The 12,815-nt window shown below is 69.7% G+C and carries 15 protein-coding genes; 9 read left to right on the forward strand and 6 right to left on the reverse strand.

Features of this window, described 5'->3' with window-relative positions:
• Position 1: 1 nt before the first annotated feature.
• Positions 2-970: a thiamine-phosphate kinase gene (gene thiL, locus BXA03_RS11180; protein WP_076507356.1), complete on the reverse strand. Its 969-nt coding sequence runs from the start codon at positions 968-970 to the stop codon at positions 2-4.
• Between the two features lie 90 nt (positions 971-1,060).
• Between thiL and BXA03_RS11185 the strand changes: the two genes are divergently transcribed.
• Both BXA03_RS11185 and BXA03_RS11190 read left to right on the forward strand, forming a co-directional pair.
• On the forward strand, positions 1,061-1,291 hold the full coding sequence (locus BXA03_RS11185; RefSeq protein ID WP_076507359.1) for an antitoxin: 231 nt from the start codon (positions 1,061-1,063) through the stop codon (positions 1,289-1,291).
• Positions 1,291-1,698, forward strand: a complete 408-nt coding sequence (locus BXA03_RS11190; protein ID WP_076507695.1) for a type II toxin-antitoxin system tRNA(fMet)-specific endonuclease VapC — start codon at positions 1,291-1,293, stop codon at positions 1,696-1,698. The genes BXA03_RS11185 and BXA03_RS11190 overlap by 1 nt, the downstream gene beginning before the upstream one ends.
• Positions 1,699-1,718: 20 nt before the next feature.
• On the opposite strand, the gene BXA03_RS11195 is transcribed toward BXA03_RS11190, so the two are convergent.
• The 3 genes from BXA03_RS11195 to apaG all read right to left on the reverse strand — a co-directional run bounded on the left by BXA03_RS11195 (position 1,719) and on the right by apaG (position 4,731).
• Positions 1,719-2,843, reverse strand: coding sequence for a YbdK family carboxylate-amine ligase (locus BXA03_RS11195; protein WP_076507698.1), 1,125 nt, complete (start codon positions 2,841-2,843; stop codon positions 1,719-1,721).
• A gap of 86 nt (positions 2,844-2,929) precedes the next feature.
• On the reverse strand, positions 2,930-4,192 hold the full coding sequence (locus BXA03_RS11200) for a cation:proton antiporter (RefSeq protein WP_076507701.1): 1,263 nt from the start codon (positions 4,190-4,192) through the stop codon (positions 2,930-2,932).
• 143 nt (positions 4,193-4,335) lie between these two features.
• The gene (gene apaG / locus BXA03_RS11205) at positions 4,336-4,731 is read right to left on the reverse strand and encodes a Co2+/Mg2+ efflux protein ApaG (protein ID WP_076507363.1); all 396 of its coding nucleotides are present in this window, start codon (positions 4,729-4,731) and stop codon (positions 4,336-4,338) included.
• 78 nt (positions 4,732-4,809) lie between these two features.
• On the opposite strand from apaG, the gene rpe reads away from it, so the two are divergent.
• On the forward strand, positions 4,810-5,505 hold the full coding sequence (gene rpe / locus BXA03_RS11210; protein WP_076507365.1) for a ribulose-phosphate 3-epimerase: 696 nt from the start codon (positions 4,810-4,812) through the stop codon (positions 5,503-5,505).
• A 25-nt stretch (positions 5,506-5,530) separates the two neighbouring features.
• Positions 5,531-5,983 (forward strand): DUF2214 family protein, encoded by a 453-nt coding sequence (locus BXA03_RS11215; protein ID WP_076507367.1) that lies wholly within the window; start codon positions 5,531-5,533, stop codon positions 5,981-5,983.
• A 105-nt stretch (positions 5,984-6,088) separates the two neighbouring features.
• On the opposite strand, the gene BXA03_RS11220 is transcribed toward BXA03_RS11215, so the two are convergent.
• Both BXA03_RS11220 and BXA03_RS11225 read right to left on the reverse strand, forming a co-directional pair.
• A complete protein-coding gene (locus BXA03_RS11220; RefSeq protein WP_076507370.1) occupies positions 6,089-6,409 on the reverse strand; it encodes a PsiF family protein in 321 nt (106 codons plus the stop codon).
• A gap of 157 nt (positions 6,410-6,566) precedes the next feature.
• A complete protein-coding gene (locus BXA03_RS11225) occupies positions 6,567-7,835 on the reverse strand; it encodes an EAL and HDOD domain-containing protein (protein ID WP_076507373.1) in 1,269 nt (422 codons plus the stop codon).
• 78 nt (positions 7,836-7,913) lie between these two features.
• Here BXA03_RS11225 and argS point away from each other — a divergent pair, with 78 nt between their 5' ends.
• The 5 genes from argS to lptB all read left to right on the forward strand — a co-directional run bounded on the left by argS (position 7,914) and on the right by lptB (position 12,754).
• Positions 7,914-9,614 carry an arginine--tRNA ligase gene (gene argS / locus BXA03_RS11230; RefSeq protein ID WP_076507704.1) on the forward strand — a complete coding sequence of 567 codons (1,701 nt, stop codon included), beginning with the start codon at positions 7,914-7,916 and terminating at the stop codon, positions 9,612-9,614.
• A gap of 56 nt (positions 9,615-9,670) precedes the next feature.
• The gene (locus tag BXA03_RS11235; RefSeq protein WP_076507376.1) at positions 9,671-10,375 is read left to right on the forward strand and encodes an SPOR domain-containing protein; all 705 of its coding nucleotides are present in this window, start codon (positions 9,671-9,673) and stop codon (positions 10,373-10,375) included.
• A gap of 92 nt (positions 10,376-10,467) precedes the next feature.
• Complete coding sequence (locus BXA03_RS11240; RefSeq protein ID WP_076507378.1) at positions 10,468-11,115, forward strand: thiol:disulfide interchange protein DsbA/DsbL; 648 nt, start codon at positions 10,468-10,470, stop codon at positions 11,113-11,115.
• Between the two features lie 194 nt (positions 11,116-11,309).
• A complete protein-coding gene (gene lptA / locus BXA03_RS11245) occupies positions 11,310-11,981 on the forward strand; it encodes a lipopolysaccharide transport periplasmic protein LptA (protein WP_076507380.1) in 672 nt (223 codons plus the stop codon).
• Positions 11,978-12,754: an LPS export ABC transporter ATP-binding protein gene (gene lptB / locus BXA03_RS11250; RefSeq protein WP_076507382.1), complete on the forward strand. Its 777-nt coding sequence runs from the start codon at positions 11,978-11,980 to the stop codon at positions 12,752-12,754. Before lptA ends, lptB begins: the two co-directional genes overlap by 4 nt.
• Positions 12,755-12,815: the final 61 nt, after the last annotated feature.

Consider the following 12,815-nt stretch of genomic DNA (forward strand, 5'->3'; position numbering starts at 1 on the left):
GTCAGCCGAAGTGGTCGAAGGACGCGAAGCGCTGGTCCACCGGCCGGCCTTGCGCATCCACCACGCGCAGGCCGGGCTCGGCCTCGATGCGGCCGATGCGCGTCACGGGAACGCCCGCCGAACGCGCCGCGGCCTCGACGTCGGCGGCACGGTCCGCCGGGGCCGTGAACGCCAGCTCGTAGTCGTCGCCGCCGGCCAGCGTCAGGCTGCGTTGCATGGCCGCATCCAGCGCCACGGCGCCGCGGGCGGCCAGCGTGCCGGCCACTGCATCGGCGTCGAGCGTGGCGCCCATGCCGCTCGCGCGCAGCACATGACCCAGGTCGCCGGCCAGACCGTCGCTGATGTCGATGGCGCTGGTGGCGATGCCGCGCAGCGCCAGGCCGAGCGCGACGCGCGGCGTGGGCTGCTCCATGCGGGCGCGCGCGGCGGCGAACACCGCCTCGGGCACCGACAGCCGGCCGCGGAACACCTCCAGCGCCAGCCGCGCATCGCCCAGCGTGCCGCTCACCCAGAGTTCGTCGCCCGCCCGCGCGCCGCTGCGCAAGAGGGCGCCGCCGCGCGGCACCTCGCCGAAGACCGTGATGCACAGGTTGAGCGGCCCGCGCGTGGTGTCGCCGCCCATCAGCTGACAGCCGTGCGCATCGGCCAGCGCGAACAGGCCCTGTGCCAGGCCGGCCAGCCAGGCCTCGTCCACCGAGGGCAGCGACAGTGCCAGCGTGAAGGCCAGCGGGCGCGCCCCGCACGCCGCCAGGTCGCTGAGGTTCACGGCCAGCGCCTTGTGGCCCAGCAAGGCCGCGTCGACGGTGGACAGGAAATGCCGGCCCTCGACCAGCATGTCGCAGGACAAGGCCAGCTGCATGCCCGGCGCCAGGTCCAGCAGCGCGCAGTCGTCGCCCACGCCCAGCGCCACCGCGCCGCCGGGCACGGCGGGGCGCTGGAAGAACTGGCGGATCAGATCGAATTCACCCATAGAGGGAGCATATCGGCAGGCCGGGGGCCGCTCTGCACCAGGTCAATGTATATACTTAAAAATATATACATTCGAGCCAGGGAGCGTCTCATGCCAACAGCCAGAGTCTTCATGTCGGGCAACAGCCAGGCCGTGCGTCTGCCCAAGGAATTCCGTTTCGACACGACGGAGGTCGAGATCTTCCGCCGCGGGGACGAGATCGTGCTGCGCGAGTCCGCCCACGGCTTGGCGCGGGCGTTCGAGGCCCTGGCGAGTCTGCCCGAGGACTTCTTTGCCGAAGGCCGCGACGATCCGCCGCCGCAGCCGCGCGAGGGCCTGTGATGGCCGCGCGCTTCATGCTCGACACCAACATCTGCATCTACATCCAGCGCCAGCGTCCGCCCGAAGTGCTGGCGCGCTTCTCGCGGCTCAAGGCCGGGGAAGCGGTGGTGTCGCTCATCACCTGGGGCGAACTGCTCTTCGGCGCCCACAAGAGCCAGCGGAGTTCGCAGGCGTTGGCAGCCCTGGACGAGTTCGCTTCGCTGATTCCGGTGCTGCCGATGCACGAGCAGGCCGGCCGCCACTACGGCAGCATCCGCGCCGCGCTGGAGGCCAAGGGTCAGCCCATCGGTGGCAACGATCTGTGGATCGCGGCCCATGCCAAGGCCGAAGGCCTGACGCTGGTGACCAACAACGAGCGCGAATTCCTGCGCGTGCCGGCGCTCAAGGTGCAGAACTGGGCAGCCTGATCGGGCGGGGACCGGCCTGATCAGCCCACCGGCGTGCGGAAGCGCTCCGCCGCCTGGCGCACCACCTCGGCCAGCAGCCGCTCGCGGCCCTGGCGCTCGCGCAGCCAGCGGGCGTCGTTCTCGCTGGCTTCGACCGAGCTGCGCAGGCGGCCGAAGGCGCGTGTGGCGTCGAGCACGGCGGCATGCGGCTCCAGCATGGTCATGGTGCGCAGGATGTGCTCGCGCAGCGACATGTGCTCGCCGTTGGACGGGTCCACGTACACCGCGTCCAGGCCGAAGCGACAGGCCTGGAAGCGGTTGTAGGTGTAGACCAGGTAGTCGTCCTCGCTGGGCACGAAGGGCTGCTCCTGCAGGAAGTACGCGGCCAGCGTCTGCACATAGCCGGCCAGCGCGGCCGCGCGTTCCACCGTGAGCGGCGTGTCGAAGACGCGGATCTCGATGGTGCCGTACTCGGGCTTGGGCCGGATGTCCCAGTAGAAGTCCTTCATGCTCTTGACCACGCCGGTGCGGGTCATGCGGGCGAAGTAGCCCTCGAATTCCTTCCACGACAGCGTGAAGGGCGCGCGGCCCGACAGCGGGAAGGCGAAGACGGAGTTGAGCCGCGCCGAGTCGAACTGCGTGTCCTGCCCCTGCACGTAGGGGCTGGAGGCCGACAGCGCGATGAAGTGCGGGATGTAGCGGCTCATGCGGTGCAGCATCAGCAGCGCCGAGTCGGCATCGGGGCAGCCCACGTGCACATGCTGGCCGAAGATGGTGAACTGCTTCGACAGGTAGCCGTACAGCTCCGAGAGCTGCCGGAAGCGCGGCTTGTCGTAGATGCGCTGTTCGTGCCACTGCTGGAAGGCATGCGTGCCGCCGCCCAGGACGGCGATGTTGAGCTTGCCGGCCACCTTGACCAGCGCGTCGCGCAGCGGCCCGAGCTGCTGCAGCACCTCTTCGGCCGAATGGCAGACGTCGGTGGAGATCTCGATCATGCTCGAGGTCATCTCCGGCACCACGCTGCCGCGCAGGTCGAACTGGGCCATGCCGCGCAGCATGTCCTCGGCATAGGGCGCGAGGTCGTAGTCGTGGGTGTTGACCAGCTGCAGCTCCAGCTCGACGCCCAGCGACAGCGCCTTGGAGCTGCGGAAGGGCTCCAGCGGCACCATGCGAGCGTCGGCCTCGCGCTGGGCGCGCGTGGGCTCGGCGGTCGGCGGCGAGAAGGGCGAGGGCGAGTTGTCGAGCGGGCTCATCATTGGCTGTCCTCCGGTCCCGTGAAGGCCTCGGGCGCCCAGGGCCGCGAGCTTTCCTTGGCGCCATAGATGGCGATGGACGCCAGCACCGCGCCCAGCACCTCCATCAGCAGGATGGCCGGCAGGGCCACCTGCGTGATCAGGTGGCCCAGCAGCGGCGAGGCGGTGACGAAGCCCGACGCGATCAGCAGCGCGATGGACGACAGCGGCGCCATCGCGCAGCCGATCCACAACGCCTGGCGCCAGCTGGTGCCGCTGCCCGGATTGGCCAGTGCCACGCCGGCGATCTTGGCCACGGCCCGCGCGCCGATCAGCGCGAGCACCATCGTGGCGACGGTGAGGTTCCATTCGGCCTGCGCCGCGACGATGGACACCAGCACGAACATCAGCATGGTCACCAGCGACGCCGCGGTGCCCAGCTGGCGGGGCCAGACCCAGGGCCGCGGGTTCAGGCCCTTGAGAAGCACGCCGCCGATCAGCGCTGCCAGCGGCGCCGCACCACCCCAGGCGCTGGCCACGGCCGCGCCGGCACCGATGATCGCCAGCAGCAGGATCGAGGTGTTCTCGCTCGTCGGGCTCATCACCCGCAGGGCCGAGCGAAGCGCCAGCGCCATCACCGCACCGACCACGAAGGACAGGCCGAGCACCGTCAGGATGGGATGGAAGTTCTCCATGAAGCCCTGGGGCGTGTTCTCCAGCCGACCCGCGAAGACATAGGCCAGCGTCAGGGCATAGAGCGTGTTGAGGGTGGACAGCGCCAGCGCCCGCTCGGTCACTGGCCCGGAGGCGCGGATGTCGATCACCACCCGCGACAGCACCGCCGGCGAGGCGGCCACCGCGATCAGCGCCAGCGGGCCGATCACCGAGGGTGGCACGTCGAAGACGCGCAACGTCCACCAGACGGCGGCGAAGGTGAGGCCGGACTCGGCGAGGCTCTGCGCCAGCACCATCGGATTGCGGCGGAACCAGCCCAGCGGCAGGCGCCCGCCGGCCTCGAACAGCACGATGGCTACGCCCAGTTCCATCAGATAGAGCGCCGTGCCCTGAAGTGGCCAGATGGCGCCCTCGAAGCCCGCCAGGCCCACCACGGTGCCCACCAGCGAATAGCCCACCACCTTGGGCAGGCCCATGTAGCGCTGCACCAGGTGGCCGGCGGCGGCGGCCGCGGCGATCAGCAGCGCCCACCACACGGTGGGCAGGCCGGCTGTCGGTCGCATCCAGCCGGACAGGAAGCCCAGCAGGTCGGAAGGAAGAAGGTTCATCGGGCTGGCAATGGTCTGCGAAGGGCCGGACGACATTGGCAGCGCGAGGCGGGGCCTGGGGTCCGATCCTTCTGACTGGGCCCGCGGCGCCAGCGCGCGGTCGGGTCCCCGGGGGCATCGGCGCCGCAGCGCCGGGCAAAGCCTCAGTGCAGGATGCGCGGACCGGTATCGGAACCGGTCCCGGCGTCGAGCACGAAGGCGGCGATGGGCACGTCGAAACGTTCGGCGTCCTCGCTCACCACGAAATAGCTGCCGCGCATCGTACCGCTGGCCGCTTGGAGCTGGCAGCCACTGGTGTAGCGGAAGGACTGGCCCGGCGCCAGCAGCGGCTGGCGCCCCACCACGCCCAGGCCGCGCACCTCCTGCACATGGCCGGAGATGTCCTCGATCACCCAGTGGCGGGCGATCAGCTGGATCGGGAACAGGGCCACGTTGGTGACGGTGATCGTGTAGGCGAAGGCGTAGAGGCCCGTCTCCGGCGAGGACTGCTCGGGCAGGTAGCGAGGCTCGACCTCGACGCGCATCGGGTGCTGGGGCATGGCGCGGAATGTTAACAACGCGGGTCTTCCGGCGCGGCGGGCGGGCCGGGCGCAGGCCTGCGGCGAGAATCCGCGCCCATGACGACGAGCCGCCCCACGACCCACCGCATCGCCCCGTCCATCCTCTCGGCCGACTTCGCCCGGCTGGGCGCCGAAGTGAGCGACGTGATCGCCGCCGGCGCCGACTGGATCCATTTCGACGTGATGGACAACCACTACGTGCCCAACCTTACCTTCGGCCCGATGGTGTGCGAGGCGCTCAAGCCCCATGCCAAGACCGCCGACGGGCAGCCGGTGCCCATCGACGTGCACCTGATGATCCAGCCGATCGACGCCCTGGCCGCCGCCTTCGCCAAGGCGGGGGCCGACTACATCAGCTTCCACCCCGACGCCTCGCCGCATGTGCACCGCAGCATCCAGGCCATCCGCGCGGCCGGCTGCAAGCCGGGGCTGGTGTTCAATCCGGCGGCCTCGCTGGAGGTGCTGGAATGGACGCTGGACGAGATCGACCTGGTGCTGATCATGAGCGTCAACCCCGGCTTCGGCGGTCAGAGCTTCATCGACTCGGCCCTGCGCAAGATCGAGCTGGTGCGCAAGCGCATCGACGCCAGCGGCCGCGACATCCGGCTGGAGGTGGACGGCGGCATCAAGGCCGACAACATCGCCCGCGTGGCCGCCGCCGGGGCCGACACCTTCGTGGCCGGCAGCGCCATCTTCAACGCGCCCGACTACCGCACGGTGATCGACACCATGCGCGCCAACCTGGCCGGCTGAACCCCTGCCGCCGCCGGAGCCTGCCGTGACCCTCGAAGCCATCCTGGCCTACCTGCACCTGCTCGCCATCCTGACGATGGTGGTCTTCCTCTCCAGCGAGGCGGCGCTGTGCCGCATCGAATGGCTCAATGCCAAGGCCGTGGAGCGGCTGGCCCGGGTCGACCTGATCTACGGCATCGCCGCCATCGCGGTGCTGGCCACGGGTCTGGTGCGCACCTTCCTGGGCGTCAAGGGCAGCGCCTGGTACTGGACCAATCCGCTGCTGCACCTCAAGGTCACGATGTTCGTGATCGTGGGGTTGATCTCGATCTTCCCGACCCTGACCTTCCGCCGCTGGCTGCGGGTCCACCGCCAGGGCGGCGGCCTGCCGGCGGCCGAGGATGTGCGCCGCACGCGCCGGCTGGTGATGGTGCAGGCGCACATCGTGGCGTTGATCCCTCTGGCCGCGGTGTTCCTGGCGCGGGGCTTCGGCAAGTAGGCGTCGGCGCAGCTTCCGCGTTTCCGGCGTCCGCGCGGCAACGGCGGCGCCAATGAAAAAGCCCGGCCTGCGCCGGGCTTCGTCGTATGGGCACTGGCGCGCGGCTCAGGCGGCCTTGGCGCTGAGGCATTCCTTCATGAAGGTCTTGCGCTCGTCGCCCTTGAGGGTCTTGGCCTTGGGGTCGGCGTTGCAGGTCTTCATCTTGTCCTGCTGGGTGGCGGCCTTCACCGGCTTGGCCGACAGGCACTGCTTCATGAAGGCCTTGCGCTCGTCGCCCTTCTTGTCGCCGGCGTCGGCATTGCAGGTCTTCATCTTGCTCTGTTGCGCCGTCGGCGCCTTGTCGGCGGTGGCCGGCGCGGCGGTCTGGGCAAAGGCGTTGAACGACAGGGCGGCGCCCAGCGCGATCAGGGAAGCGAGCTTGTTCATGGGGTGTTGTCCTTCCGGCTCTAGCGGCGCCCCTCGGGCACCGGCCCGGCGGCGCCAGGCATTCATGCAACGCGGTTCACAAAGTTTGCGATGACTGGCAACGATGAAACCAAAGTTTGCAATGAAGGCTGCCGCTGCGGCGAGACGCGCGGCCGCTTCACGCCGCGTCGGCGGCGGGCGCTTCCCTGCCGATGGCATGCGCCCACTGAAGGGCCTCGGCCTGGGCGCGGTTGAACTGGGCGGGCGAGAGCCGGGAATGCGTCCGAAGCGCTTGCGCCATGCTGTCGAAATCGCCGTTTTCGCTGGCCTCGGCCAGGCGGAGCAGCTCGCCCAGCAGTCCGGCACCGTCGCGCAGCGCCTCGTCGATGGCAGGGGCCAGCCGCAACGGTCCGAGGATGTCGGCCAGCGGCATGCCGACCAGTGCGGGCATCAAGGACATCATGCCCACCATGAACGCGCCGTCTGCCAGGTGGGGGTCGTTCGGGCGCAGGTGCTGGGCCGCTGCCTCCATGAGCCGTCCGCGGGCGGCCGCCATCAGCAGCAGCGGGCTTGCGCGGCCGGCGCGCGCGTCGGTGGCGAAGAGCAGCAACTGCACCCAGCGCTGCAGATGCCGGCGCCCCAGCACCTGGATCACGTCCCGCAGCGAGGTGACCGTGCGCGTGGCGCCGGAGCCGGCGGCATTGGCCATGCGCAGCAGGTTCATCGTCAGGCCGGGTTCGGGCTTGAGCGTCGCCTCCAGCACGCTGCTGTCGGCGTCGGCACCCAGCTGGCCCATCAGCCGCATCAAGGCTTGCTGGGAGTGCCCAAGCCGTCGGCCGGCGATGAGGGTCGGCCGCGCGAAGTGATAGCCCTGGAACAGGGAGAAGCCCAGTCGCAGGCAGGCGTCGAACTGGGAGCGCGTCTCGACCTTTTCGGCCAGCAGCAGCACGTTGGGCGCCGCCGCCCGGATCTGACGCACCAGCGCCGCGAGCTGCGCATCGGACAGCGGCAGCAGGTCGATCTTGACCACGCGCACCATTGGCAGCAGCCGGGCCGTCCGCGCGTCGAACGCCACCACGTCGTCCAGGGCCAGCGAAAAGCCCGCCTCATGAAGATGCAGGCAGCGCTGCACGACCGCGGCGGTGGCGGGCACCGATTCCAGCACTTCCAGCACCACGGTCTGGCGGGGCAGCAGTTCGAGCACGTCGCTGAACAGCAACTCCGCATCCACGTTGATGTAGGCCTCACGACCGTCCAGGGCGTGCGACATGCCCAGTTCGGCGAAGGCGTTCACGATGACGGTGGCCGTGGCCTGCGCGCCGTCCAGCACCTCGGCGCACGGCGCCTGCCCATTGCGGAACAGCAACTCGTAGGCCCGCAGCTGCTGGTCTCGGCCCAGGATGGGCTGACGGCCCACGAAAAGGGCTTCGCTGGAATCGTTGCGCATGTATTTGTGAGAATTTGCAACCGAATCGTAAGCCCAGGCAGCCCGGGGCGGGGCGGACCACCCCCCTAAAATTGGATGATGCTTACCGTCAAACAGGACCTTCTGGCGGCGCTGGCCCAGGTGCTCGATCGATTCGAGCCGGGCGCCGGCAGCCGGGCGGCCTTCGAATCCCCCAAGGTCGCCGCGCATGGCGACCTGGCCTGCACCGCGGCCATGCAACTGGCCAAACCCCTCAAGAAGAACCCCCGCCAGCTCGGCGAAGAGTTGCGCACCGCCTTGCTCGACACGCCCGCGTACGCGCGCTGGGTCGATGCCATCGAGATCGCCGGCCCCGGCTTCCTCAACATCCGCCTCAAGCCGGCCGCCAAGCAACAGGTGGTGCACGAGGTGCTGGACGCCGGCGCCGGCTTCGGCAGCCAGCCGGTGCGCCCCGACGAGAAGGTGCTGGTCGAGTTCGTCTCGGCCAACCCGACCGGCCCGCTGCACGTGGGCCACGGCCGCCAGGCCGCGCTGGGCGACGCCATCTGCAACCTGCTGTCCACGCAGGGCCTGGCCGTCCACCGCGAGTTCTATTACAACGACGCGGGCGTGCAGATCGAGACGCTGACCAAGAGCACGCAGCTGCGCGCCAAGGGCTTCAAGCCGGGCGACGACTGCTGGCCCACCGACCCCGAGAACCCCACCAGCAAGGCCTTCTACAACGGCGACTACATCCAGGACATCGCCGACGACTTCCTGGCGAAGAAGACGGTCCGCGCCGACGACCGCGAGTTCACGGCCAACGGCGACGTCGACGACACCGAGAACGTCCGCCAGTTCGCCGTCGCCTACCTGCGCAACGAGCAGGACAAGGACCTGCAAGCCTTCAAGCTGCGCTTCGACCAGTACTACCTGGAGTCCAGCCTCTACACCAGCGGCCGGGTCGAGGCGACGGTGAACAAGCTGATCGAGGCCGGCAAGACCTACGAGCAGGACGGCGCCCTGTGGCTGCGCTCCACCGACTACGGCGACGACAAGGACCGTGTCATGCGCAAGCAGGACGGCACGTACACCTACTTCGTGCCCGACGTCGCGTATCACATCGCCAAGTGGGAGCGCGGCTTCCACAAGGTGGTCAACATCCAGGGCACCGACCACCACGGCACCATCGCCCGGGTGCGTGCCGGCCTGCAGGCGGCCAATGTGGGCATTCCCCAGGGCTACCCCGATTACGTGCTGCACACCATGGTGCGCGTGGTGCGCGGCGGGCAAGAAGTGAAGATCAGCAAGCGCGCCGGCAGCTACGTCACGCTGCGCGACCTGATCGAGTGGACCAGCACCGACGCCGTGCGCTTCTTCCTGCTCAGCCGCAAGCCCGACACCGAATACACCTTCGACGTCGACCTGGCGGTGGCGCAGAACAACGACAACCCGGTCTTCTACGTGCAGTACGCCCATGCGCGCATCTGCTCGGTGCTGGACAAGGAAGGCGTGGACGCCGCCGCGCTCAAGGGCACCGACCTGGCGCCCCTGGCCACCGACGCCGCCCAGCCGCTGATGCTGCTGCTGGCCAGGTACCCCGAGATGCTGACCGCCGCCGCGCGCGACTTCGCGCCGCACGACGTCACCTTCTACCTGCGCGAGCTCGCCGCGGCGTACCACAGCTACTACGACGCCGAGCGCATCCTGGTGGACGACGTGCCCACCAAGCGCGCCCGCCTGGCCCTGGTGGCCGCCTGTGCGCAGGTGCTCGCCAACGGCCTGTCGGTGCTGGGCGTCAGCGCGCCGCGCAAGATGTGAGAGCCCGCACAATCCCACCCCGGCGCGCAGGTGGCGCTGCAGCAGCAAGGCAATCCATGAGATCCAGACAACAGGGCAATTTCGCCATCGGCCTCATCGTCGGGCTGGTGCTCGGACTGGGCGTGGCCCTCGGCGTGGCGGTGTACGTCACCAAGGTGCCGATCCCGTTCATGACCAAGACCCAGCCCCGTGCGTCCGAGCAGGACGAGGCCGAGGCCCGCAAGAACCGCGACTGGGACCCGAACTCGCCCCTGTACGGCAAGCAGCAGCCCAAGCCGCCGGCCACCTCCGGTGCGCCCGCCGGCGGCATCGCACCGCCCGTGACGAGCGCGCCGCCGGTGCCCGCCATCGCTGCCCAGCCGGGCACGCCGCCCACCGCTACCGCGCCCCCGACGGCGGTCACGCCGGCCACGCCGCGTACGCCCGCGACCGCCGCCAAACCGCCGGCATCGGCCGATCCGCTGGGCGATCTGGCCCGCGCCCGCGCCGGCCTGCCTGCCAGCGGCGGCGATGCGGCCTCCGATCCCTTCGTGTACTTCGTGCAGGCTGGCGCCTTCCGCACCAGCGAAGATGCCGAATCCCAGCGCGCCAAGCTGTCCCTGATGGGGGTGGAGGTGCGCGTGACCGAGCGCGAGCAGGCTGGGCGACCGGTGTTCCGCGTCCGGGCCGGCCCCTACAGCAAGAAGGACGACGCCGACCGCCTCAAGGACCGCCTGGACGGCGCCGGCTTCGACGCCGCGCTGGTGCGCGTCCAGCGCTGAGGGCCGGGTTGCCGCGCAGGCCGGGGCCTGCGCGGCCCGGAACTCGCCGCCGCTCCCATGCTCTGTGTCTGCATCCCTGTTGGAGAAATCGCTTGAAACGTCGTGACTTTTCGCTGGCCGCCGCGGCCGTGACGCTGGCCCCCCTGGCGGCCCATGCCCAGACCCCTGCTTCCGCCTTCAAGTCGGGCAAGGACTATGTGACGCTGGGCAAGCCTGCCCCCGTCGACGCGCCGGCCGGCAAGGTCGAGGTGGTCGAGTTCTTCTCGTACAACTGCCCGCACTGCGCCGCCTTCGAGCCCAAGCTCGAGCCGTGGATCAAGAAGCTGCAGCCCTATGTCGCCTTCCGCCGCGTGCCGGTGCCCTTCGTGGGCAACGACGTGGAGACCAAGCAGAAGCTCTATTACACGCTCGAGGCCATGGGCAAGGTCGACGAATTCCAGATGAAGATCTTCCAGGCGATCCACGTCGACCGCCAGCGCATCTTCGGCGACGCGGCCGTGATCGAATGGGCCGGCAAGCAGCCCGGCCTGGACGCGAAGAAGTTCGAGGAAACCTTCAAGTCCTTCGGCGTGGCCGGCAAGGCCAAGCGCGCCAGCCAGCTGACCGAGGCCTACCAGGTGGCGGGTGTCCCGGCCTTCGGTGTAGCCGGCCGCTACTATGTGGATGGCGACCTGGCCAGCTCGCTCGACCGGGCGCTCCAGATCGTCGAGGCCCTGGCGGCCGACTCCCGCAAGGGCTGAATCCGGGCAGCGCCGACGGCGTCCGTACTGCACATCCAGGCCCGCTTCGGCGGGCTTTTTCATTGTGGATGTTCACGCCCAGTGCCCGCCTTGCCGACCGCTCGCGCTCCTGGAACGCAAGCGCGGGGCATTCGCCGCCAGGGGCGGTATGACGCCGAGCCGGCCCTACAATCTTCAGCAAGTTCCGTGCCTTTATGACCCATCCCTCGCACTCCACGACCTCCCTTCCCTGGCGCCGGCTCGGCCGTGCCATGGTCCTCGTGGCCGCGCTGGGCCTGGCCGCTGCGGCCCAGGCCGAGAAGGCCGACCGCAACCAGCCGATGAACATCGAGGCCGACTCGCTTCGCTACGACGACCTGAAGCAGACCAGCGTCTTCACCGGCCGGGTGGTGGTGACCAAGGGCACGCTGCTGATCCGCGGTACCCGCGTCGAGGTGCGGCAGGACCCGGAGGGCTACCAGTACGGCGTGGTCACCGCCGATCCGGGTCAGCGCGCCTACTTCAAGCAGCGCCGCGACGGCGGCAATGACGAATGGATGGAGGGCGAGGGCGAGGTCATCGAATACGACGGCCGCGCCGACACCGTCAAGTTCGTCCGCCGCGCCGTGATGCGCCGACTCACCGGCACCACGGTGACCGACGAAACCTCCGGCCCGCTGATCACCTACAACCAGACCAACGACACCTTCGCCGTCAACGGCGCGCCGCCCCCGCCGGGCGGCACCCAGCAGCCGGGCGGCCGCGTGCGGGCCATTCTCTCTCCGCGCAACACCGAACCCACCCAGGTGCCGGCACCCGGTCCGCGCACCGGGGCGCCGCTGCGCCAGAGCGGCTCGCTGTCGAGCCAGCCCGGAGGCAGCCGATGAGCGTCGCGCTGCCGGCAGGCGGCAGCCGGCTGCAGGCGCGGGGCCTGCAGAAGAGCTATGGCAGCCGCAAGGTCGTCAAGAACGTCTCGCTCGACGTGCAGAAGGGCGAGGTCGTCGGCCTGCTGGGCCCCAACGGCGCGGGCAAGACCACCTCCTTCTACATGATCGTGGGCCTGGTGCGCGCCGACGCGGGCCAGATCAGCATTGACGGCGAGGCCGTGGAGCACATGCCCATCCATCGCCGCGCGCGCATGGGCCTGTCGTACCTGCCGCAGGAGGCCTCGATCTTCCGCAAGCTGACGGTGCAGGAGAACGTGCGCGCCGTGCTCGAACTGCAGGAAGAGCCCGATGCCCGCGGCCGCATGGCGCCACTGCCGCGCGATCGGATCGAGCAGCGCCTGTCCGAGCTGCTGGCGGAACTGCGGGTCGACCACCTGCGCGATTCGCCGGCGCTGGCGCTGTCGGGCGGCGAGCGGCGCCGGGTGGAGATCGCCCGCGCGCTGGCCACGCAGCCGCGCTTCATCCTGCTGGACGAGCCCTTTGCCGGCATCGACCCCATCGCCGTGATCGAGATCCAGCGGATCATCAGCTTCCTCAAGGAGCGCGGCATCGGCGTGCTGATCACCGACCACAACGTGCGCGAGACGCTGGGCATCTGCGACCACGCCTTCATCATCAGCGACGGCCAGGTGCTGGCACAGGGCACGCCCTCCGAGATCGTCGACAACGCCGAGGTGCGCCGCGTGTACCTGGGCGAACACTTCCGGATGTAGCCAGGGTGCCCGTTTCCGCGTTCCGTTCCTCCGGCTTCCTTCCTGTGCTGTCCGTGGTTGC

It is taken from the genome of Pseudacidovorax sp. RU35E, from assembly GCF_900156165.1.
Classification (GTDB): domain Bacteria; phylum Pseudomonadota; class Gammaproteobacteria; order Burkholderiales; family Burkholderiaceae_C; genus Xenophilus.